General features: G+C 65.0%; 20 protein-coding genes. 17 read left to right on the top strand and 3 right to left on the bottom strand.

Annotation, left to right across the window (positions count from 1 at the left end; translation table 11 throughout):
• Positions 1-12 precede the first annotated feature (12 nt).
• The 7 genes from AT700_RS17640 (at position 13) to AT700_RS17670 (ending at position 10,172) form a co-directional block, all read left to right on the top strand.
• Positions 13-1,290 (top strand): urate hydroxylase PuuD, encoded by a 1,278-nt coding sequence (locus AT700_RS17640; RefSeq protein ID WP_023102258.1) that lies wholly within the window; start codon positions 13-15, stop codon positions 1,288-1,290.
• A gap of 485 nt (positions 1,291-1,775) precedes the next feature.
• Positions 1,776-2,294: an Hcp family type VI secretion system effector gene (locus AT700_RS17645; RefSeq protein ID WP_003083317.1), complete on the top strand. Its 519-nt coding sequence runs from the start codon at positions 1,776-1,778 to the stop codon at positions 2,292-2,294.
• Positions 2,295-2,475: 181 nt separating this feature from the next.
• Entirely contained in the window at positions 2,476-5,004 is a 2,529-nt protein-coding gene (locus AT700_RS17650; RefSeq protein ID WP_003158284.1) for a type VI secretion system Vgr family protein, read from the top strand.
• On the top strand, positions 5,001-6,707 hold the full coding sequence (locus AT700_RS17655) for an esterase/lipase family protein (protein WP_023120738.1): 1,707 nt from the start codon (positions 5,001-5,003) through the stop codon (positions 6,705-6,707). The genes AT700_RS17650 and AT700_RS17655 overlap by 4 nt, the downstream gene beginning before the upstream one ends.
• A complete protein-coding gene (locus AT700_RS17660; RefSeq protein WP_003083213.1) occupies positions 6,704-7,849 on the top strand; it encodes a T6SS immunity protein Tli4 family protein in 1,146 nt (381 codons plus the stop codon). Before AT700_RS17655 ends, AT700_RS17660 begins: the two co-directional genes overlap by 4 nt.
• Before the next feature lie 12 nt (positions 7,850-7,861).
• On the top strand, positions 7,862-8,122 hold the full coding sequence (locus tag AT700_RS17665) for a PAAR domain-containing protein (protein ID WP_003122926.1): 261 nt from the start codon (positions 7,862-7,864) through the stop codon (positions 8,120-8,122).
• A gap of 682 nt (positions 8,123-8,804) precedes the next feature.
• Positions 8,805-10,172, top strand: coding sequence for a nucleobase:cation symporter-2 family protein (locus tag AT700_RS17670; RefSeq protein WP_003083208.1), 1,368 nt, complete (start codon positions 8,805-8,807; stop codon positions 10,170-10,172).
• A gap of 91 nt (positions 10,173-10,263) precedes the next feature.
• Here AT700_RS17670 and AT700_RS17675 read toward each other — a convergent pair whose 3' ends face one another.
• Complete coding sequence (locus AT700_RS17675; protein ID WP_003087185.1) at positions 10,264-10,593, bottom strand: low molecular weight protein tyrosine phosphatase family protein; 330 nt, start codon at positions 10,591-10,593, stop codon at positions 10,264-10,266.
• 184 nt (positions 10,594-10,777) lie between these two features.
• Positions 10,778-11,773, bottom strand: coding sequence for a GTP 3',8-cyclase MoaA (moaA, locus tag AT700_RS17680; RefSeq protein ID WP_003083204.1), 996 nt, complete (start codon positions 11,771-11,773; stop codon positions 10,778-10,780).
• Positions 11,774-12,007: 234 nt separating this feature from the next.
• On the opposite strand from moaA, the gene AT700_RS17685 reads away from it, so the two are divergent.
• Positions 12,008-12,658, top strand: a complete 651-nt coding sequence (locus AT700_RS17685; RefSeq protein WP_003087183.1) for a TetR/AcrR family transcriptional regulator — start codon at positions 12,008-12,010, stop codon at positions 12,656-12,658.
• Between the two features lie 97 nt (positions 12,659-12,755).
• The gene (locus AT700_RS30610) at positions 12,756-12,989 is read left to right on the top strand and encodes a hypothetical protein (RefSeq protein WP_367613754.1); all 234 of its coding nucleotides are present in this window, start codon (positions 12,756-12,758) and stop codon (positions 12,987-12,989) included.
• 42 nt (positions 12,990-13,031) lie between these two features.
• On the opposite strand, the gene AT700_RS17690 is transcribed toward AT700_RS30610, so the two are convergent.
• Positions 13,032-13,463: a GlcG/HbpS family heme-binding protein gene (locus tag AT700_RS17690; RefSeq protein ID WP_003083199.1), complete on the bottom strand. Its 432-nt coding sequence runs from the start codon at positions 13,461-13,463 to the stop codon at positions 13,032-13,034.
• 328 nt (positions 13,464-13,791) lie between these two features.
• Between AT700_RS17690 and gcl the strand changes: the two genes are divergently transcribed.
• The 8 genes from gcl (at position 13,792) to AT700_RS17730 (ending at position 23,218) form a co-directional block, all read left to right on the top strand.
• The gene (gene gcl, locus AT700_RS17695) at positions 13,792-15,567 is read left to right on the top strand and encodes a glyoxylate carboligase (RefSeq protein WP_025270968.1); all 1,776 of its coding nucleotides are present in this window, start codon (positions 13,792-13,794) and stop codon (positions 15,565-15,567) included.
• A gap of 95 nt (positions 15,568-15,662) precedes the next feature.
• Positions 15,663-16,445 carry a hydroxypyruvate isomerase gene (gene hyi, locus AT700_RS17700; protein ID WP_003087181.1) on the top strand — a complete coding sequence of 261 codons (783 nt, stop codon included), beginning with the start codon at positions 15,663-15,665 and terminating at the stop codon, positions 16,443-16,445.
• A gap of 74 nt (positions 16,446-16,519) precedes the next feature.
• Positions 16,520-17,410, top strand: a complete 891-nt coding sequence (locus tag AT700_RS17705) for a 2-hydroxy-3-oxopropionate reductase (protein ID WP_003087180.1) — start codon at positions 16,520-16,522, stop codon at positions 17,408-17,410.
• 296 nt (positions 17,411-17,706) lie between these two features.
• Positions 17,707-18,972: a glycerate kinase type-2 family protein gene (locus AT700_RS17710; protein WP_009314767.1), complete on the top strand. Its 1,266-nt coding sequence runs from the start codon at positions 17,707-17,709 to the stop codon at positions 18,970-18,972.
• A gap of 1 nt (position 18,973) precedes the next feature.
• Entirely contained in the window at positions 18,974-20,407 is a 1,434-nt protein-coding gene (gene pyk / locus AT700_RS17715; RefSeq protein WP_048521162.1) for a pyruvate kinase, read from the top strand.
• 366 nt (positions 20,408-20,773) lie between these two features.
• The gene (locus AT700_RS17720; RefSeq protein ID WP_048521163.1) at positions 20,774-21,688 is read left to right on the top strand and encodes an urea transporter; all 915 of its coding nucleotides are present in this window, start codon (positions 20,774-20,776) and stop codon (positions 21,686-21,688) included.
• A 65-nt stretch (positions 21,689-21,753) separates the two neighbouring features.
• Positions 21,754-22,605 carry an ion transporter gene (locus AT700_RS17725; protein WP_003083179.1) on the top strand — a complete coding sequence of 284 codons (852 nt, stop codon included), beginning with the start codon at positions 21,754-21,756 and terminating at the stop codon, positions 22,603-22,605.
• Positions 22,592-23,218, top strand: coding sequence for a hypothetical protein (locus tag AT700_RS17730; protein WP_003122930.1), 627 nt, complete (start codon positions 22,592-22,594; stop codon positions 23,216-23,218). Before AT700_RS17725 ends, AT700_RS17730 begins: the two co-directional genes overlap by 14 nt.
• The last annotated feature ends 10 nt before the right edge of the window (positions 23,219-23,228 follow it).

A 23,228-nucleotide genomic window follows, 5' to 3' on the forward strand; every position in this document is an offset into this window, starting at 1 on the left:
AGGTACAAGACTGTGGAAGCACATCTCATCGAATGGCTGAACCTGCTGGTGCGCTGGATTCACATGATCGTCGGGATCGCGTGGATCGGCGCTTCGTTCTATTTCGTCTGGCTGGAGAACAACCTCAACCGCAGCAACCCGCGTGAAGGCCTGTCCGGAGACCTCTGGGCAATCCACGGTGGCGGCATCTACCACCTGGAGAAGTACAAGCTGGCTCCGCCGAAAATGCCGGAGAACCTGCACTGGTTCAAATGGGAGGCCTACTCCACCTGGATGTCCGGGGTGGTGTTGCTGACCATCGTGTTCTACCTGAACCCGACCCTCTACCTGATCGCCCCCGGCAGCGACCTGGCGCCGGCGGCGGCCATCGCCATCGGCATCGGCTCGCTGGTCTGCGGCTGGTTCGTCTACACCATCCTCTGCGATTCGGCGCTGGGCAAGACCCCTGCCCTGCTCGGCCTGGTCCTGTTCGTCCTGCTGGTCGCCGCCGCCTACGGCCTGACCCAGGTGTTCAGCGGCCGCGGCGCCTACCTGCACGTCGGCGCGATCATCGGCACCATCATGGTCGGCAACGTGTTCAGGGTGATCATGCCGGCCCAGCGCGCGCTGGTGAAAGCCATCGAAGAAAACCGCGAGCCCGATCCGGTGCTGCCGGCCAAGGGCCTGCTGCGCTCCCGGCACAACAACTACTTCACCCTGCCGGTGCTGTTCATCATGATCAGCAACCACTTCCCGAGCACCTACGGCAGCCAGTACAACTGGCTGATCCTGGCCGCCATCGCGGTGCTCGCGGTACTGGTACGCCACTACTTCAACACCCGCCACGAAAGCAACCGCTTCGCCTGGGCCCTGCCCGCCGGCGCGCTGGGCATGATCGCCCTGGCCTTCGTCACCACGCCGAACTACCAGCAGGCTTCCGCGCCGCTGGCCAGCGCCCCGGCGGCGGCACCGGCACAACCGGCGACCGGCGGCGACGCACCAGCCGCGCCCGCCGCGACCCTGGCCTCCAATGCCGGGGCCGCGAGCGGAGCCGACTTCGACAAGGTCCATCACGTGATCCAGGAGCGCTGCACCGTCTGCCACTCGGCGAAACCGACCAGCCAGCTGTTCAGCACCGCGCCAGGCGGGATCATGCTCGACACCCCGCAGCAGATCCAGCAACTGGCACCGAAGATCCAGGCCCAGGCCGTGGCCTCGCAGATCATGCCGCTGGGCAACATCACGCAGATGACCCAGGAAGAACGCAACCTGATCGGCAGCTGGATCGCCAAGGGCGCACAGATCAACTGAGCCTTGGCCGAAAGGCTAAGAACCGCACCTCCGGTTCCCCGCAGCAGAACAACCCTGCTGGCCCTACCCCAAAAGCCCTCTCCATAGAGGGCTTTTGGCCATAACTCGCCATATCTTTCAGCCCCCAACCTCTCCGATAACTCACTTTCCTTCACCCTGGGCCGATGGAACGAAACCGTGCGGCGCTATCTTCGCCTACCTTGCCAATGAAGAACTGTGCAACTTTTTGGTTGATAACGTTGTGGATAGAACGCTAGGGAACAAATACCCAAAGGGCTCCGAGAGAGTGCGCAACTTTTTGCAAGCGGTGCGCAAAAAGTTGCGCAATTTTCAGTGTTCTTCCCATGAGAATCGCCAGCGAATTTTTGGTTTCCCCCAATAACGCCTTGATGGAAAAGAGTTTCAAGACCAGTGGCACAGTTCTTGTCTAGCACCGGTGACCCCGGCATATCGCCTGGGCACTTTCAACGACAAGGAACGTATCCATGGCAACCCCCGCCTATATGTCCATCACCGGCACCAAGCAGGGCCTGATCACCGCCGGCGCCTTCACCGAGGACTCGGTCGGCAACACCTATCAGGAAGGCCACGAGGACCAGGTGATGGTCCAGGGCTTCAACCACGAAGTGATCATCCCGCGCGACCCGCAGTCCGGCCAGCCGACCGGCCAGCGCGTGCACAAGCCGGTGGTCATCACCAAGGTCTTCGACAAGGCCTCGCCGCTGCTGCTGGCCGCCCTGACCTCCGGCGAGCGCCTGACCAAGGTCGAGATCCAGTGGTACCGCACCTCCGCCGCCGGCACCCAGGAGCACTACTACACCACCGTCCTGGAAGACGCGATCATCGTCGACATCAAGGACTACATGCACAACTGCCAGGACCCGGGCAACGCCCACTTCACCCACCTGGAAGACGTGCACTTCACCTACCGCAAGATCACCTGGACCCACGAAGTCTCCGGCACCTCCGGCTCCGACGACTGGCGCTCGCCGGTCGCAGGGTGAGTTGACAGGCACACCGGTCGTACACCTGTGCGATCGGTTCTCCGTCGAGCCGAAAATGTCCGCTACTTCGCGAAATCGACACAGAGCCAAGACTTTCGGCAGCGGCTGAGCAAGAGTAACGTGGGGCTCGCTTCTCCAACGGATGGGGGAGGAACCGCCCGCCAGGAACAAGGAACGATCCATGCGTCAAAGGGACCTGAAATTCACCTTCGTCGTCGGCGAAGGGAAACTCGCGTTCGATGTCGTCGAGTTCGAACTGGAAGAAGCGCTCTGCGAGCCTTTCCGCCTGAGCCTGAAGCTGGCCAGCGACAAGAACGCCATCGATTTCAAGCAGGTACTCGACCAGCCGGGCACCTTCACCCTCTGGCAGGACGGCCGTCCGGCCCGCTACGTCCATGGCATCGTCAGCCACTTCACCCAAGGCAGCTCGGGTTTTCGCCGGACCCGCTACGAACTGCTGCTGGAACCACAGTTGGCGCGCCTGGAGCTGTGCTGCAACTGGCGGATCTTCCAGGAGAAGAGTGTTCCGGAGATTCTCCAGGCGCTGCTCAAGGAGCACCGGGTGCTCGACTACGAACAGCGTATCTACCACGAGCACCTGCCACGCGAATACTGCGTGCAGGCCGGCGACAGCGATCACTACCTGCACGACCGGCTGGCCTTCGAGGAAGGCCTGGTCTACTACTTCCGCTTCGACGAACACCGCCACACCCTGGTCTGCAGCGACCGGCTCTACGTCCAGGAGCGTATCGCCGGCGGCCCGGTGCTGTTCAGCGCCCAGCCGGAGGGCGACAACCCGCAGCCGGTGCTTCATTCTTTCCGCTACAGCGAAAATGTTCGTACGGCTCGACAGACCCAGCGGGACTACAGCTTCAAGCGCCCGACCTACGACCAGGAGCATCATCTCGCTGGCGAGGCGCTCGAGCATCAGGACTCGTCCTACGAGCGCTACGACTACCCCGGTCGCTACAAGCGGAGCGGCGCGGGCCGGCCTTTCAGCGAAAGCCGCCTCAGAGGACATCGGCGCGATGCACGGGTGGCATCGGTCAGCGGCGACGACCCACGGCTGATCCCGGGCCACGCCTTTGCCCTGGAAGGTCATCCGCGTGCCGACTTCAACGCCTGGTGGCGGCCGGTGCGGGTGGTCCATCGCGGCACCCAGTATGCCGGCCAGGAGGAAGAGTCCGCCGACGCCCCTCTGGGGGTGAGCTACGACCTGCGCGCCGAACTGGTACCCGAGGACGTCGAATGGCGTCCCGCACCGCTGCCTCGGCCGCGTATCGATGGTCCGCAGATCGCGACGGTAGTCGGCCCGGCAGGGGAAGAGATCCATTGCGACGAGTGGGGACGGGTGAAGGTCCAGTTCCCCTGGGATCGCGAGGGACGTCACGATGAATTCAGTACCTGCTGGATACGGGTCGCGCAGAACTGGGCAGGTGCCGACTGGGGGCACATGGCGATCCCGCGGATTGGCCAGGAGGTGATCGTCGATTACCTGGACGGCGACTGCGACCAGCCGATCGTCACCGGGCGCACCTACCGGGCGACCAACCGACCGCCCTACGCGCTGCCCGACCACAAGATCCTCAGCACCATCAAGAGCAAGGAGTACAAGGGCAGTCGGGCCAACGAGCTGCGCATCGACGACACCACGGCGCAGATCAGTGCGGCGCTGATGAGCGACCACGGTGCCAGCGCGCTGCACCTGGGCTACCTGACCCATCCCCGGCCCGAAGGCGGCAAGCCGCGCGGCGAGGGCTTCGAACTGCGCACCGACGAACATGGCGCGGTGCGTGCGGCCAAGGGGCTGCTGCTGAGCACCGAGGAGCAGCTCAGGGCCGGCGCCGGCCATCTCGACCGAGGCGTCGTGGTGCAGGTGCTGGAGGCCGCGCTGGAGCTGGCCCGCGAGCTGGGCGACTACGCCGGGGAGCACCAGGGCGTGGGGCACGACGCGGCGCCGCAGCAAACCCTCCAGGAAGCCGTGCGCGACCTCGGCCACGGTGCCAACGACGAGTCCGGCAAGAGCAACGGAGGCAAGCCGGCGATCGCCTTGAGCGGTCCGGCAGGGATCGCCGCGGCGACGCCGGCGAGCCTGACCCTGGCCGCCGGCGAGCACGTCGACAGCGTGGCCCGGCAGAACCAGCAGGTGACCGCCGGGCAGAAGGTGGTGATCAACGCCGGCAGCGACATCGGCCTGTTCGCCCAGGGCGGCGAGCTGCGCCAGATCACCCACCAGGGCCCGATGCTGCTGCAGGCGCAGAAGAACGACATCCGCCTGGAAGCCGAGCAGAGCGTGGAGGTCAGCGCCAGCCAGCAGCACGTGCTGGTCACCGCGAAGGAGCACATCACCCTGATGTGCGGCGGCGCCTACCTGACCCTCAAGGGCGGCAACATCGAGCTGGGCATGCCCGGCAACTTCGTGGTCAAGGCGGCGAAGCACAGTCATGTCGGTCCCGCTCATGCATCGACCAGCTTCAACGCCTGGGATTCGACACCGTTCGATGACCGGTATGTCCTGCGCGACGAAGCCACGCTGGAGCCGTTACCCAATATCGCCGTTGAAGTGATACGAGGCGATGGTGGTGTGGTGAAACTGATGACCGACAGCCAGGGCCGTTTACCCAAGCAACAACACCTGGCCATGGACCCGGTGCAGATACGCATCCTGGGCAAGGGCAGTCACAACAGCGACACGGAGTCCAACACATGAGCAGCGAACCGCTCGAGCCGAATCATGATGTGATCATCCCTCGCTCTCGCGACAGGCTGGGACGGCCTGTCTACAAGGCGCAGTTGACCCGTACCGACAACCAGAGCGAAAAGGTGGCGCTGGTTCGGCAGACCGCTCCCCTGCCGGTGATCTTCATTCCGGGGATCATGGGAACCAACCTGCGCAACAAGGCAGATAAAAGCGAGGTCTGGAGGCCGCCGAATGGTCTGTGGCCTCTGGGAGACTTCGCTGCCTCGTTTGGTGCGTTGTGGACTTGGGCCTGGAGGGGCCCAAAGGTCCGTCAAAAACTTCTGAGATCCGAGAGAGTGGAAGTCGATGACCAAGGCACGATCGATGTCGGCCAGTCTGGCCTGGATGAAGAGGCTGCCCGCCTGCGCGGCTGGGGCAAGGTCATGCGCAGTGCGTACAACCCCGTCATGGGATTAATGGAGAGGCGACTGGATAACATCGTCAGCCGTAGGGAACTCCAGGCATGGTGGAATGACGAAGCCCTCTCTTCTCCTGGAGATCAGGGTGAGGAGCAGGGAAAGGTGGGGCCGATCGATGAAGAGGAATTGCTCAAGGCCAGCCGATACCAGTTCGACGTCTGGTGCGCCGGTTATAACTGGCTACAGTCCAACCGGCAGTCGGCGCTGGATGTACGCGACTACATCGAGAACACGGTGTGGCCCTTCTACCAGAAGGAGTATGATCTCGATCCCGAGCAAATGAGTCGTATGAAAGTCATTCTGGTCACCCACTCGATGGGAGGGCTGGTGGCGCGTGCCTTGACGCAGTTGCACGGCTATGAGCGCGTATTGGGGGTGGTGCATGGCGTGCAACCTGCGACGGGTTCCTCGACCATCTACCATCATATGCGTTGTGGCTATGAAGGTATCGCACAGGTCGTGCTGGGACGAAATGCCGGTGAAGTGACAGCCGTTGTCGCCAACTCGGCCGGCGCGCTGGAGTTGGCCCCTAGCGCCGAATACCGGGAAGGACGTCCCTGGCTGTTTCTGTGCGACGCGCAAGGCCAGGTACTCAAGGATATTGATGGAAAGCCTCGGGCTTATCCGCAGAACCAGGATCCTTATGAAGAGATATACAAGAGCTCTACGTGGTATGGATTGGTGCCTGAACAAAATGCACAATATCTAGACTTATCAAACACTGAAAATAAAAAGAAAAATCCCAGGGTAATTTTTGAGAAGAAAATTGATGCTATTGCTGACTTTCATAATGAATTGGCTACGGCGGGCTACCACGTCGAAACCTATGTTCATTACGGTGCTGACGATAGCCGCCATAGTTGGCGTGATTTGATCTGGAAAGGTGACCCGACCCCTCTGGAAACCCCTGGCGCCACACTCAACGACGATGAGAACGGCACTTACAACAGTTGGTTCCGCCGGGGCTTGCCCACCATAGTGCAGGGTCCGCTGGAGGCGGGAAATCCACTGGACGCTTCCGGCAGCGGAGGTGACGAAACGGTACCGACCGACTCCGGCCAGGCGCCTGCCCTGGCAGGTGTCAAGGCCAGCTTTCGGCATGGCAGCAAGGGCAAGGGACAGGCCAATACCAAACGGGGCTATGAGCACCAGGAGAGTTACAACGATGCTCGTGCCCAATGGGCAGCGCTATATGGTGTGATCAAAATCACCCAGTTGGCGGATTGGCATCCTAATGACAAAGGAGGGACATGATGCATCCCCGTCGGTTGTTTGCTGTACTTGGGTTGGTGGTCTTGACCAGCATGACCAGTTGTACTTCGTTTTCTTCTTCTCGGAGCCCTTCCATGGACAAGACCGGATGGATCACTCATTGCTTTGGTCGCTTTCTGATTGATCTGCCGCCTGACGCGGTAATTAACGCCGGATACTATCTATGGGGCGACAACATCCAACGGCTAGATGGCACACCTGCTGAGCTAGCAGCCAGGATTGCCCATCGCGAGCAAGAGTTACGGAATGGCATTCATAAAAAAACAAAGGAGAGCATGTTTGTTCGGAGGGCGGAAGACAAGGCTGGAGCCATTAGCCTGTGGTCTTGGGATTCGAATGCTAGTTTGCTTTCTTATAGGGTTGACTCATATTTTGTGGCTCATCCCAAGGGAGAGGTTTTTCTATACTCAGGAGAAGTTACTCACGATAAAGAGAAGGAAGGGGAGGAAGCTATCAATGATATATCCCGAAGCCTTCGCTCTCGCGAGCCCAAAGAAGCTCCAACTGAGCCGGGCTTTTGCATTGATCATGCCTATATTGCAGGGGAGAGTTTTCAAGATGAAGAGTTTGGCGTAGGTGTTACCTTTCCCAATCACCCTGGTGCGCGCTTTGAATTCCGCTCCTCCACGGGATCTGAGCTAAACAGCCTTCTTGAGCGAGTCGACGGCTTCGTGCAGAACATGCTCGCTACGGTTGCTGGAGTCGAGAGATTGAGAAAGGGGAAGCATCCTGTCGGGAGCCTTCCCGGAGAGGAGTATCTGGTTGCGGGAAGCGATAAGGGACAGCGCGCCTACACATTCATGTGGGAGGTTCAAGGCAAGGAGGAATCGCTAACCGAGCCCAATCTTACTGCGGGACTGGCGGTACTGGAACGCAGCAATGAAAACGGTAAACCACCGCCCCCTGCCTTCAAATCGGATAAAGAAGCATTGGAACTGTGGGACACCATTGTCGATTCGATTCGCGTGCGCCCGACGTCTTCATCGCCACGTGGCGGAAATGCCGGTCCTTCCCCTGCTCCGAAACCCGCTACGCCTGGCGGCCAAACGCTCGGTGATGACTATGTCTACGAGGAATTCCTCTCCAGCCTGAAGCCAAAAGACAGCTGGCTGGACGACCTATAGGAGCGACCCGCGATGGACATCATTCGCCTTGGCGACACCACCAGCCATGGAGGCACGGTGATTGAGGCGTTCGCCCAGACCGACCTCAACGGCAAGCCGATGGCCGGTGTAGGCCACCAAGTGGTTTGCCCCTTGTGCAAGGGAACCTTCCCCATTACCGAAGGTAGCGCCCTGCTGGATGTGAATGGGGTCCCGGTCGCGCTACATGGGATGAAAACAGCTTGTGGTGCCAGCCTGATTGCCAGTGGCCCGTTGGGCGCTGCCGAAAACTGAAAAAGGGGGACGTTCGATATGCCGAACGACTTCGGCGACCTCCTTCGTGCCTCTCCTGTAGAACGCTCAGGAAAACTCCGCCGGCTTCTTGTCCAGCATGACCTGCCCAGAGCCTTGGCACCTTGGCCAGTCTGCCGTTGTGCACTCCAGCAAGCGCTGGCGGCATTCTCTTTGCTCGTTGAGCGTCTCCATTGCCGCCAGGATCTACTGGCGCTCAGATAACCGGTTGCTCTCGCGCACGTCGCTGCTTGTAGTCGCCAATGCAAGCAGGCGTTCCGCAAAGACCCATGGCTGATCCCGGGCGACAGGGTTCAAGGCCTTGCTGCACCGGGCTTGTGCCCACTGAGGTAGGGGTCGCTGAAAACTCCCAGCGGCTAGAGCACGTCGGCTATCCGACCAATGTCGTACACCGCCGGGCGTCCCGGGGGTAGCCGGCGCCAGTTCTATGGATACAGTGGAAGCAGCTCTGGAAAGCCTGTAGTAGACCGATTGGTCAACTACAAAAAATTACTTTGTATACAAAAAATCGATTGAATCGAGCACACAACGGGGATATAAAACACCCCACCGCATCGCCCTGAAGCCTGGGGTGGATGTTCGGCCAGAAATACCCGGCCGCCGGAACCTGCCTTTTCCGGTGTCCGCCTGCGACTGACAACAATAAAAACGCCTGAGGTGTTGCATGTCCGTGGTAACTGATCGCCGCATCCCCGACTCGCCCGTAGACCAGCGCCTGCCGCTGACGCAGCTGCTGCTGGTGGGCTTCCAGCATGTGCTGCTGATGTACGGTGGCGCCGTCGCCGTGCCTCTGATCGTCGGCCAGGCGGCCGGCCTCTCGCGCGAGGAAATCGCCTTCCTGATCAACGCCGACCTGCTGGTCGCCGGCATCGCCACCCTGGTCCAGTCGCTGGGCATCGGCCCGATGGGCATCCGCATGCCGGTGATGATGGGCGCCAGCTTCGCCGCCGTCGGCAGCATGGTGGCGATGGCCGGGATGCCCGGCGTGGGCATCACCGGGATCTTCGGCGCGACCATCGCCGCCGGTTTCTTCGGCATGCTCATCGCCCCCTTCATGTCGCGCATCGTGCGTTTCTTCCCACCGCTGGTGACCGGCACGGTGATCACCTCGATCGGCATGTGCCTGTTCCCGGTGGCGATCAACTGGGCCGGCGGCGGCAAGGGCGCGGAAGACTTCGGCTCCCTGCACTTCCTGTTCCTCTCCAGCCTGGTGCTCTGCACCATCCTCCTGATCAACCGCTTCATGCGCGGTTTCTGGGTCAACATCTCGGTGCTGATGGGCATGGGCCTGGGCTACGCGATCGCCGGCGGCATGGGCATGGTCGACCTCGGCGGTCTGGCCGAGCGCCCCTGGTTCGACATCGTCACCCCGCTGCACTTCGGCGCGCCGACCTTCGACCTGGCGCCGATCCTGTCGATGTGCCTGGTGGTAGTGATCATCTTCGTCGAGTCCACCGGCATGTTCCTCGCCCTGGGCAAGATCACCGGCCGCGAGATCACCCCGACCGAACTGCGCCGCGGCCTGCTCTGCGACGCCGGCGCCTCGTTCTTCGCCGGTTTCCTGAACACCTTCACCCATTCCTCGTTCGCCCAGAACATCGGCCTGGTGCAGATGACCGGGGTGCGCAGCCGCTACGTCACGGTGGCCGCCGCCGGTTTCCTGATCCTCCTCAGCATGCTGCCCAAGGCCGCCTTCCTGGTCGCCTCGATCCCGCCGGCGGTACTCGGCGGCGCCGGCATCGCCATGTTCGGCATGGTCGCCGCCAGCGGCATCCAGATCCTCCACGAGGCCAACATCACCGACCGCCGCAACCAGTTGCTGGTGGCGGTAAGCATCGGCATGGGCATGGTGCCGGTGGTGCGCCCGGACTTCTTCGCCCGCCTGCCGGTCTGGATGGAGCCGATCACCCATAGCGGCATCGCCATGACCGCGATCTGGGCGGTGGTGCTGAACCTGCTGTTCAACATCCTCAGCCGCAACGACCGCAGCCACTTGTGCGGCAGCCACGCGCCGGCGCCCAAGCACTCCTGACTCCCTGGCGGACCGGCGACACTCCCGGTCCGCCCTTCCCTCGGGCCGGACTTCGTCCGGCTTCTTTTTTTCCGCTCGCGGTCCGCACCACTCAGTCCCGCCGAAGGAAAGGCCCCGCCTTGCGCTCCAGCAGATGCAGCAATTCCGCCTGCATGTAGGCGTAGTCGTCCGGGATATCCAGGCAGACCAGGCGCTTGCCTTTCATCGCCGCGGCGTGCCGGCGCAGCAGCGCCTGCCGGTGGCGGCGCTCCATGACGACGACCAGCGTCGCCCACTCCAGTTGCTCCCGCTCCAGGGGCGTCTCGGCGTCCGCCGCCAGCCCGGCGGAATCGGTCTCGACGCCCGGCCAGTCGGCGAACAGCCGTTCGGCGCTGGGACTACGCAGGCGGTTGCGGCTGCAGATGAACAGGACCCGGTGCATGGGAGGCTTTCCTTTGCTGGCGCGGCAGGTAGCATGACGTCTTCGCCGCGTTTCGGCGTTGCGCCGCGTCGCTTTTCCCGGGACGGGGCAGCGAGCGGTGCGTGCCGGAACACGGTCACCCGGGTGGCATGGGGGAGGAAGCGGCGGATGGCGCCGTTGGTGCCATCGTCCCAGGAGGATACCGTCAGCCGCCGGTCATGCTCATGAAACGCAGCACCTGGACCTGCTCCTGGGCGTCGAAGTGATGCCGCTCCGGCTTCAGGTTCAGCGCCGCCACCAGTGCCGCGCTCAGGCGCTCGCGGTCGCCGGGATGGCTGCGCAGCAGTTCGCGCAGGTCGAGCGCCCCCTCGTGGCCGAGGCAGAGCACCAGCTTGCCCTCGGCGGTGACGCGCACGCGGTTGCAGTCGCCGCAGAAATTATTGCTGTGAGGTGAGATGAAGCCGATCCGGCTGGGCTCGTCGCCGATCTGGTAATACCGCGACGGCCCGCCGCTGCGCGCCAGGCTCGGGGTCAGCGGCCAGCGGCGCTCGATGATCGCGCGGACTTCGTCGCTGGTGCAGAGAGTCAGTTCGCGACGGTGGCTGGTGATGCTGCCCAGCGGCATTTCCTCGATGAAACTGATGTCCAACTGGTTGGCCAGGGCGTACTCGACCAGGTCGAGGATCTCGTCGTCGTTGCGGCCCTTCTGTACCACGCAGTTCAGCTTGATCCGCTCGAAACCGGCTTCGCGCGCCGCCTGGATGCCGTCCAGCACCTGCTCCAGGCGATCGCTACGGGTGAAGGCGGCGAAGCGTTCGCGCTGCAGCGAGTCGAGGCTGACGTTGAGGCGGCGGACGCCGGCGGCCTTCAGCTCGGCGGCGCGCTCGCGGAGTTGCGAACCGTTGGTGGTGATCGCCAGGTCTTCCAGTTCCGCACGCTGCCCCAGGCGTGCCAGCAGGCCGGTGATGCCCTTGCGCACCAGCGGCTCGCCGCCGGTGATACGAATGCGCCGCACGCCGAGGCCGATGAAGGCGTCGGCCACCGCGTACAGTTCTTCCAGGCTGAGGACCTGGTCGCGGGGAAGGAACTGCATGTCTTCGCTCATGCAGTAGGTGCAGCGGAAGTCGCAGCGATCCGTCACCGACAGGCGCAGGTAGGTGATGCGACGGCCGAAGGGATCGACCAGGCGGGAATCGGACATAGTGACTCGTTCTGTTCCGGGGGCTCGCCCGGCGCTCGGTGGGTGAGTGCGAGCGGGCGACTCGATACCCCTAACGAATACTCCAAATACCGGAAAATGTATAGGGCAAATGAACCGGCGGGTCAGGATTTCCCGGGCCTCCGCCTCGCTCGCACCTTGCTTGAGGGGCGCTCCGGGCGGGTGCTACCATCCTCGGCTTCCTGCCGCCGTTGCAGCAATGAAGAACAAGGACTGATGACCAGCATCCGCGAGCGCAACAAGCGCCTGATCCTCCGCGCCGCCAGCGAGGAATTCGCCGACAAGGGCTTCGCGGCGACCAAGACCAGCGACATCGCCGCCCGCGCCGGCCTGCCCAAGCCCAACGTCTACTACTACTTCCAGTCCAAGGAAAACCTCTATCGCTGCGTGCTGGAAAGCATCGTCGAGCCGCTGCTGCAAGCGTCGGCACCGTTCCGCGTGGAAGACGACCCGCTGCTCGCCCTGCCCGCCTACATCCGCTCGAAGATCCGCATCTCCCGCGAGCTGCCGCATGCCTCCAAGGTCTTCGCCAGCGAGATCATGCACGGCGCGCCGCACCTGCCGAAGGAATACCTCGACGAACTGAACGCCCAGGCCCAGCGCAACGTCACCTGCCTGCAGACCTGGATCGACCGTGGCCAGCTCGCCCCGGTGGACCCGCATCACCTGCTCTTCGCCATCTGGGCGGCGACCCAGACCTATGCCGACTTCGATTGGCAGATTTCCATCGTCACCGGCAAGGAACAGCTCAGCGACGCCGACTACGACGCTGCGGTGGAAACCATCACCCGCCTGGTCCTGAAAGGCTGCACGCCCGACGGGCAATCCGGCAAGAGCGCCGGCCGGCTTCGGCCGCTGCCGCTCTGACCCGCCCCAGCGCCGGCTTCGCACCGAGCGGCGTGACGCGGTATTCGACCCGCGGCGGCAGCTCCGCATACACCTCGCCTGGACGCTATCGGCGGAGTTGCTCGAGCGCGGTATCCGGGTCAACGCCCTGAACCCGGGGCCGACCCGGACGCCAGCGCTGGACAAAGCCGCTACCGATGTCGAGGCCACCCAGGCGCTGAGGGAGAAGATTGGCCGGGACGCCTGGGGGAGCCGCTGGAGATCGTCAGTGCCGCGCTATTCCTGGCCTCGAACGAGCCCCGCTGCAGGTATGGCACGGAGAGCCTGGTGGATGGCGGCGTACGCTACCTGAAGAAGGGAGCGAAGGCCCGGTCCTGGTGAGCGGGCCGCAAGCTCAACCGGCGTCGGGCACCAGCCCGACCGCCAGCACGCCCTGGATCGCGCATTGCTCGTCGATATCCGAGGTATCGCCGCTGATACCGACCGCGCCGACCACCTCTGCCTTGTCGTTGCGAATCAGCACCCCGCCCGGCGCCGGAACCAGATTGCCATGGGCCAGGGTGTTCACCGCGGAAATGAACGAAGGCCGCTGCTGCGCATCCGCCGCCAGCAGACGCGACGACTTGCCCAGGGCCACGGCGCCCCAGGCCTTGCCGATGGCGATCTGCGGTCGCAGCATGCTGGCGCCGTCCTCGCGCTGCAGCGCCACCAGGTGGCCGCCAGCATCGAGCACCGCGATGGTCAGGGGCGCGGTGGACAGCTCGCGCCCCACCGCCAGCGCCTGGCGGGTAATGCCCAGCGCGGTTTCCAGACTGATGGTGGTCATGGTCGTTCCTCTCGAGTTGTTAAGGCTAGAAATCGGGAAACCACCCGCTATGCGGGCGCGTTCGAAAATTTGTACCCAATCTAGTAGCCGACCGGCCCTACGAAAGCAACATTCCAGAACAATATGAACATAATTTTGTATACATTTTTTCAAACGCTGGTTTTATAAGCCTGCTAACAAGCATTACAACTAATTGTTTTTATTATGAAAAAATGGATTTCAGCGGCTTTTTCAAGCGTATACAACCCATCTTGACCTTGCGCTCCCCCTCTGCCTAGAATCGTTCCAACTTTTGTACACAATTAGTATAAGAACGAGGAACAAAACGATGGCCAGAATGAGAGCAATCGAAGCCGCCGTACTGGTGATGCGCCGCGAAGGCGTGGATACCGCGTTCGGCGTCCCCGGTGCCGCGATCAACCCCATGTACGCCGCGCTGAAGAAGATCGGCGGCATCGACCATGTCCTGGCCCGTCACGTCGAAGGCGCCTCGCACATGGCCGAGGGCTACACCCGTACCAAGGCCGGCAACATCGGCGTCTGCATCGGCACCTCCGGCCCTGCCGGCACCGACATGATCACCGGCCTCTACTCCGCCTCCGCCGACTCCATCCCGATTCTCTGCATTACCGGCCAGGCACCGCGCGCCCGCCTGCACAAGGAAGACTTCCAGGCGGTCGACATCTCCAGCATCGCCGCGCCGGTGGCCAAGTGGGCGACCACCGTGCTGGAACCGGCCCAGGTCCCCTATGTATTCCAGAAGGCCTTCCAGCTGATGCGCAGCGACCGGCCCGGCCCGGTACTGATCGACCTGCCGTTCGACGTACAGATGGCCGAGATCGAGTTCGACATCGACGCCTACGAGCCCCTCCCGGTGAGCAAGCCGAAGGCCACCCGGGTCCAGGCCGAGAAGGTCCTGGCCATGCTCGACGAAGCCGAGCGCCCGCTGCTGGTGGCCGGCGGCGGCATCTTCAACGCCGACGCCGCCGAGCGCTTCCGCGAATTCGCCGAGCTGACCGGCATCCCGGTGATCCCGACCCTGATGGGCTGGGGCGTAATCCCCGACGACCACCCGCAGATGGCCGGCATGGTCGGCCTGCAGACCTCGCACCGCTACGGCAACGCCACCCTGCTGGAATCCGACCTGGTGCTCGGCATCGGCAACCGCTGGGCCAACCGCCACACCGGCAGCGTCGAGGTCTATACCGAAGGTCGCCGCTTCATCCATGTCGACATCGAACCGACCCAGATCGGCCGGGTGTTCATGCCCGACCTGGGCATCGTCTCCGACGCCGGCGCCGCCCTCGACGCATTCCTCGAAGTGGCCCGCGAATGGAAGGACGCCGGCAAGCTGAAGTCGCGCGCCGCCTGGCTGGAAAGCTGCCAGCAGCGCAAACGCACGCTGCAGCGCAAGACCCACTTCGACAACGTGCCGGTGAAACCGCAGCGCGTCTACGAAGAGATGAACGAGTTCTTCGGCAAGGATGCCTGCTACGTCAGCACCATCGGCCTGTCGCAGATCGCCGGCGCACAGTTCCTCCATGTCTACCAACCGCGCCACTGGATCAACTGCGGCCAGGCCGGCCCGCTGGGCTGGACCATTCCCGCCGCGCTGGGGGTGGTCAAGGCCGACCCGAGCCGCCAGGTGGTGGCGCTCTCCGGCGACTACGACTTCCAGTTCATGATCGAGGAACTGGCGGTCGGCGCGCAGTTCAAGCTGCCCTATATCCACGTACTGGTGAACAACTCCTACCTGGGCCTGATCCGCCAGGCGCAGCGCGGCTTCGACATGGACTATTGCGTGCAGCTGGCCTTCGACAACATCAACGCCCCCGAGCTGGAAGGCTACGGCGTCGACCACGTCGCGGTGGTCGAGGGCCTGGGCTGCAAGGCGATCCGGGTGTTCGACCCGAACGAGATCGGCGCCGCCCTGGCCAAGGCCCGCGAACTGATGCAACAGCACCAGGTGCCGGTGGTGGTCGAGGTGATCCTGGAGCGCGTCACCAACATCTCCATGGGTACCGAGATCAACGCCATCAACGAGTTCGAGGAACTGGCCGAGAAAGGCGCCGACGCGCCGACCGCCATCTCGCTGCTCGACTGATCGCCGGCCTTTCCCGGAGGCGCGGACGGTGCGTGCGGCACCCCGCCCCCGGCGAAAGGCCTCCCGAACGTTTGACCGAACGATAGGAGCAAGACATGCCCCGTTTCTGCGCCAACCTGTCCATGCTGTTCACCGAGGTGGATTTCCTCGAACGCTTCGACGCCGCCGCCAAGGCCGGCTTCGCCGGCGTCGAGTACCTCTTCCCCTATGACGTCGAGGCCGAGGCGATCAAGGCCCGCCTGGAAGCCAACGGCCTGGAGCAGGTGCTGTTCAACCTGCCGGCCGGCGACTGGGCCAAGGGCGAGCGCGGCATCGCCTGCCACCCGGATCGGGTCCAGGAGTTCCGCGAGGGGGTCGACAAGGCCATCGCCTACGCCAGGGTGCTGGGCAACCGCCAGGTGAACTGCCTCGCCGGGATCCGGCCGCAGGGGCACGACTGCGCCAGCGTCGAGAAGACCTTCGTCGACAACCTGCGCTACGCCGCCGACAAGCTGGAAGCCGCAGGCATCCGCCTGGTCATGGAGATGATCAACACCCTCGACATCCCCGGCTTCTACCTGCAGAACACCCGCCAGGCCCTGGAGATCCGCGACAAGGTCGGCAGCGCCAACCTGTTCCTGCAATACGACATCTATCACATGCAGATCATGGAAGGCGACCTGGCCCGCACCCTGGAAAACCAGTTGGCGGCGATCAACCACGTGCAACTCGCCGACAACCCCGGCCGCCACGAACCGGGCACCGGCGAGATCAACTACCGCTTCCTCTTCGAGCACCTGGACCGCATCGGCTACCAGGGCTGGATCGGCTGCGAGTACAAGCCGGCCACCACCACCGAAGCCGGCCTCGGCTGGATGAAGACGCACAACGTCGTCTGATCCGCACCCACGAACAAGACGCTCCCGCCTCCCTGCGCGGAGCCACTCGACAGACAGAACCAGGAGACACTCTCATGGCCAAGATCGGATTCATCGGCACCGGAATCATGGGCAAGCCCATGGCGCAGAACCTGCAGAAGGCCGGCCACAGCCTGTTCCTTTCCACCCACCACGACGCCGCTCCGGCCGACCTGCTGGAGGCCGGCGCCATTGCCCTGGCCAACCCGAAGGAAGTGGCCCAGGAAGCCGAGTTCATCATCGTCATGGTGCCGGACACCCCGCAGGTCGAGGATGTGCTGTTCCGCAAGGACGGTATCGCCGAGGGCGTCGGCCCGAACAAGGTGGTGATCGACATGAGTTCGATCTCCCCCACCGCCACCAAGGGCTTCGCCGAGAAGATCAAGGCTACCGGCGCGCAGTACCTGGACGCCCCGGTCTCCGGCGGCGAGGTCGGCGCCAAGGCGGCGACCCTGAGCATCATGGTCGGCGGCTGCCCGAACACCTTCGAACGCGCCTTGCCGCTGTTCCAGGCGATGGGCAAGAACATCACCCGCGTCGGCGGCAACGGCGACGGCCAGACCGCCAAGGTGGCCAACCAGATCATCGTCGCGCTGAACATCCAGGCGGTCGCCGAGGCCCTGCTGTTCGCCGCCCGCAACGGCGCCGATCCGGCCAAGGTGCGCGAGGCGCTGATGGGTGGCTTCGCCTCCTCGCGGATCCTCGAGGTGCACGGCGAACGCATGGTCAAGGGCACCTTCGACCCGGGCTTCCGCATCAGCCTGCACCAGAAGGACCTCAACCTGGCCCTGGCCGGCGCCCGCGAGCTGAACCTGAACCTGCCCAACACCGCCAACGCCCAGCAGGTGTTCAGCACCTGCGCGGCCATCGGCGGCAGTAACTGGGACCACTCGGCGCTGATCAAGGGCCTGGAGCACATGGCCAACTTCTCGATCCGCGACGAGTGATCCGCAGTCCGCGCGGGCCGTCACCCCGCGCGGAGCGACGAACCCCTTTTCGAAGGGCTCGGGGAGAGGAACGGTCGGCGAACTCCGGTGTTCGCCGCCGCCCTCTTCCTTCCCCGCCCACAAGGCGGGGTAAAGGAAGCGAACGCCCGGCCGGGAGATTCACGGCCTCTGCGTCCGGGCGCCTCGCTTCCATTCCCCAGTTCCCGCCGGCGCGGGTGCTGCGGAATGGAAGCGTCGACGACGCTGCGACCGCCGGTCCGACCGGCGGCACGACAACAAGAAATTCGGAGCCTGTCATGAGTACCGATCCACGCGCCTTTCTCACCGAGCTGTTCAATACCGCGGTGGCAGCCGGCCATCCCTACCAGGTGCTGGCCGACCACCTGCCGGAAGATCGCAGCGGGCGCGCCATCGTCATCGGTGCCGGCAAGGCCGCCGGAGCCATGGCCGAAGTGGTGGAGAAGCACTGGCAGGGCGAGATCCAGGGCCTGGTAGTGGCGCCTTACCGCTACGGCGCGCAATGCAGTCGCATCGAGGTGGTGGAAGCCTCCCATCCGGTGCCCGACGACGCCGGCGAGCGCGTCGCGCGTCGCGTGCTGGAACTGATCAGCGGCCTGAACGAGAGCGACCGGGTGATCTTCCTTCTCTCCGGCGGCGGCTCCGCACTGCTTTCGCTGCCTGCCGAAGGCATTGGCCTGGCGGACAAGCAGGCGGTGAACAAGGCGCTGCTCAAGTCCGGCGCCGCCATCGGCGAGATGAACTGCGTGCGCAAGCACCTCTCGGCGATCAAGGGCGGTCGCCTGGCCAAGGCCTGCTGGCCGGCCAGCGTCTATACCTACGCGATTTCCGACGTTCCCGGCGACGAGGCCACGGTGATCGCCTCCGGCCCCAGCGTCGGCGACCCGACCACCTCCGCCGACGCCCTGGCGATCCTCAGGCGCTACGCCATCGACGTACCGCAGAACGTCCTCGACTGGCTCGCCGACCCGCGTTCGGAAACCGTCAAGCCCGACGACCCGCGCCTGGCGCGCAGCCACTTCCAGTTGATCGCCACGCCACAGAACGCCCTCGACGCAGCAGCGGTGAAGTGCCGCGCGGCCGGCTTCTCGACGCTGATCCTCGGCGACCTGGAGGGCGAGGCGCGGGAAGTCGCCAAGGTCCACGCCGGCATCGCCCGGCAGATCCGCAAGCACGGCCAGCCGCTGGCGGCGCCCTGCGTGATCCTCTCCGGCGGCGAGACCACCGTCACCGTGCGCGGCAACGGTCGCGGCGGACGCAACGCCGAGTTCCTCCTCAGCCTCACCGCCGAGCTAAAGGGCGAACCGAACATCTGGGCCCTGGCCGGCGACACCGACGGCATCGACGGCTCGGAAGACAACGCCGGCGCGCTGATGACGCCCTGCTCCCATGCGCGCGGCGAAAAGGCCGGGCTGAAGATCCGCGACGAGCTCGACGACAACAACGGCTACGGCTATTTCCAGACCCTCGGCGACCTGCTGGTGACCGGACCGACCCGCACCAACGTGAACGACTTCCGCGCCATTCTCATCCTCGAGTCCTGACATGACAGCCGACAAGAAAGCCAAGATCCTCGCCACCCTCGGCCCGGCCACCCGCAGCCGCGACGATATCCGTGCCCTGGTGGAGGCCGGCGCCAACCTGTTCCGCCTGAACTTCAGCCACGGCGACTACGCCGATCACGCGCAGCGCTTCGCCTGGGTGCGCGAGGTGGAAGCGGAACTGAACTACCCGATCGGCGTGCTCATGGACCTGCAGGGTCCGAAGCTGCGGGTCGGCCGCTTCGCCGCCGGTGCCGTGCAATTGCAGCGCGGGCAGACCTTCACCCTCGACCTCAGCGACGTCCCCGGTGACGAGCGGCGGGTCAACCTGCCGCATCCGGAGATCATCCATGCCCTGGAGCCGGGCATGAGCCTGCTGCTGGACGACGGCAAGATCCGCCTGAAAGTGGTCAACTGCCACAGCGACGCCATCGAGACCCGCGTGGCGGTGGGTGGCGAGCTGTCCGATCGCAAGGGCGTCAACGTGCCGGAAGCGGTGCTGCAACTCAGCCCGCTGACCGACAAGGACCGCCGCGACCTGGCCTTCGGCCTGGAACTGGGGGTCGACTGGGTGGCGCTGTCCTTCGTGCAACGCCCGGAGGACATCGACGAGGCCCGTGGGCTGATCGGCGACAAGGCCTTCCTCATGGCCAAGATCGAGAAGCCCAGCGCGGTGAGCGCCATCGAGGCGATCGCCGAGCGCGCCGACGCGATCATGGTGGCGCGCGGCGACCTCGGCGTAGAGGTGCCGGCGGAGAGCGTGCCAGGCATCCAGAAACGCATCGTCCAGGTCTGCCGCCAGCTCGGCAAGCCGGTGGTGGTGGCCACCCAGATGCTCGAGTCGATGCGCTTCTCCCCCGCCCCGACCCGCGCCGAGGTGACCGACGTAGCCACCGCGGTGGGCGCCGGCGCCGACGCGGTGATGCTTTCGGCGGAAACCGCTTCCGGACAATACCCTCGCGAGGCGGTAGAGATGATGGCGAAGATCGTCCGCCAGGTGGAGGCCGAGCCGGACTACCACGTCCAGCTCGAGGTCAACCGTCCGCAGCCCGACGCTACCGTCTCCGATGCGATCAGCTGCGCGATCCGCCGGGTCAGCCGGATCCTCCCGGTGGCGGTGCTGGTGAACTACACCGAGTCGGGCAACTCGACCCTGCGCGCCGCCCGCGAGCGGCCCAAGGCGCCGATCCTCAGCCTGACCCCGAACCTGCGTACCGCGCGGCGACTGACCGTGGCCTGGGGCGTGTATTCGGTGGTCAACGAGCAACTGGCGCACGTCGACGAGATCTGCTCGACCGCCCTCGACATCGCCCTGGCCCAGCGCATGGCGCGCCGCGGCGACACCGTGGTGGTCACCGCCGGCGTGCCGTTCGGTCGCCCCGGCTCGACCAACATGCTGCGCATCGAGACCGTGGCGCCGCCGCTGGGAGATCTCTGAAGCAACGAGTTCGGTCCGGCTCGCGCCGTCCCCCCGGGCATGCGGGTCGGGCCACCCTTGTCTCTCTCGGATGGATGGGGCCGGAAATACGGGGCCGCGTCTCCATCCATCCGGGAAAGACCTTCTTGTCGGACCATGGCCTCCCTCGCGCACTCCCATGCAGGCCATGGACATTCAAGGCCTCCGGTTCAACTCCTGCCGGAGGTCTTTTTTTCTTCTTGGAACGCCCTGCATGCATGACCCTCGCCTGGCCTTCTCGTCCGGGGTGCGTCGCCTCCGCGCCAGACCCTACAATGACCGCCCCCGCCCCTCGCGCAGGCCTGGCATCTCCGTGCCTGCCGAGCGGCCCTTGCCGCACTGACCGCCATGCCCCTGCAATCTCTCCTCAATGCATCCCGAATCCTCCTGCGCGGCATCAGCCAGGTGTTCCTCCAGGGCGACCCACGCCTGGGCCTGGCCTGTCTGCTGGCGATCGCCGTCGGCGCGCCGCCGCTGCTCGCCGGCGCCCTCCTTGGCGGCGCCCTCGGCCCGTTGCTGGCGCGCCTGTTGCACTGCGCCGACAGCGACATCGAGGCCGGGCTGTACGGCTACAACGCCGTGCTGATCGGCATGCTGCTGGCATTCCGCTTCGCCTGGTCGCCGGGGCTGGTATCGCTGGTAGCGCTCGGCTGCCTGGCCAGCGTGGCGTTGCAGCGCCTGTTCCTGCATGGGCTGCGCCGACGCCGCTGGCTTCCGCCCTATACCCTGGGCTTCGTCCTCAACGGCTGGTGGCTGGTGCCCCTCGGCGCCTGGCTAGGCCTGGCCCCGGCGCCCCATGGCGGCTGCTTCAGCTGCGCCTGGAGCGGCACGGCGGAGCTGGCGGCGCTAGCGCAGGGGATCGGCGAGATCATCTTCCTTGGTGAACCGCTGGCAGGGCTGCTGGTCTGGCTCGGCCTGCTGCTGGTCTCGCGTCCCTCCGCCGCCTGGGCCCTCGCCGGCGCCGCGGCCAGCCTGCCGCTGGCCTGGCTGCTGGGCTACGACTGGGCGAGCGCGCTCGCCGGGTTCTACGGCCTGAACGCCGCCCTTGCCGGGCTGGCCCTGGCCTTGCGCTACCGCAGCGTCTGGCCGCCACTGCTCGGCATGGTCCTGGCGGTGGCGCTGCAACCGCTGTTCGGCCTGCTCGGCCTGCCGGCGCTGACCGCACCGTTCATCCTCGCCTGCCTGCTTTGCATCGGCGGCGAGCGCCTGTACCTGCGCCTGGCCGGCAGCCTCGGCGCGCGCCTCGGCCGGCGACGCTCCTGAGCGGGGGAACGCTGGCGCCGGCGGGCTAGTCTGGTAAGGTGCCGCATCCATCATCAGGAGCCACGATGAGCGCACCCGACAGCTGGCGCGAACGCCTCTACATCGTCATCTTCCAGACCGACACCCGCGACGGCCGGCGCTTCGACAGCGCGCTGCTGCTGGTGATCCTGGCCAGCCTGCTGGTAGTGATGATCGACAGCATCGACGAAATCCACCAGGACTACGGCGACCTGCTGGCCTACATCGAATGGGGCTTCACCGGCATCTTCCTGGTGGAATACCTGCTGCGCCTGTACTGCTCGCCCAAGCCGCTGCGCTATGCCTTCAGCTTCTACGGCCTGGTCGACCTGCTGGCGATCCTCCCCGGCTTCCTCGCCCTGCTCTACCCCGACGCCCAGTACCTGCTGATCGTCCGGGTGATACGCATGCTGCGGATCTTCCGCGTGCTCAAGCTACGCCAGTACCTGAGCCAGGCCAATTTCCTGCTCACCGCCCTGCGCGGCAGCAAGCAGAAGATCATCGTGTTCTTCCTCACCGTGATGACCCTGGTCACCGTGTTCGGCGCGCTGATGTACGTGGTCGAAGGCCCGGAGCACGGTTTCACCAGCATCCCCCGCGGCATCTACTGGGCGATCGTCACCCTGACCACGGTCGGCTTCGGCGACATCACCCCGAAGACCCCGCTCGGCCAGGCCATCGCCAGCCTGGTGATGCTCACCGGCTACTCGATCATCGCGGTGCCCACCGGGATCTTCACCGCCGAACTCGCCACCGCGATGCGCCAGGACCCGGCCAACCTGTTGCAGCGGGATTGCCCGGTGTGCCGCAAGGCGACCCACGAAGTGCAGGCGGCATTCTGCTGCCGCTGCGGCAACCCGTTGTTCCCTCGCGAGGAAGGCAGCCATGGGAAGTCTTGACCGGCAGCGCTGGGACGCCCTCTGGCAGCGACTCGGCGGCAACCCGCCGGCGGATGCCTTCGACGCGCTGCTGGCGGCCTATGGCGGGGCCGACCGGCACTACCACAGCGATCGCCACATCCTCGCCTGCCTGGAGCACTTCGACCGCTGGCGCCAACTGGCGCTGCGGCCGGACCTGGTGGAGCTGGCGTTGTGGACCCACGACCTGGTCTACGACACCCAGCGCCAGGACAACGAGGCCGCCAGCGCCGCCAGCACCGAGCACTGGCTCGACCAGGCCGGGCTGGCGGCGCTGCGGCCGGCCCTGCGCGAACTGATCATGGCCACCTGTCACCAGGCGCCGCCGGGAGACGCCGACGCAGCCCTGGTGGTGGATATCGACCTCGCCATCCTCGCCGCGCCGGCGCCGGTCTACGCACGCTACGAGGCGGACGTCCGCGCCGAATACGCCTGGGTGCCGGAACCGCTGTTCCGCGCCGGGCGCGGCAAGTTGCTGCGCCAGTTGCTGGAGCAACCGGCGCTGTACCACTGCGAACCGCTGCGGCAACGCTGGGAGGCCGCCGCCCGCGCCAACCTGCGCGGTGCCCTGGAGCGCCTGGAACAGCCGGCCTGAGCCGCACGGG

The sequence above is a fragment of the Pseudomonas aeruginosa genome, from assembly GCF_001457615.1.
In the GTDB taxonomy this organism is placed as follows: Bacteria; Pseudomonadota; Gammaproteobacteria; order Pseudomonadales; family Pseudomonadaceae; genus Pseudomonas; species Pseudomonas aeruginosa.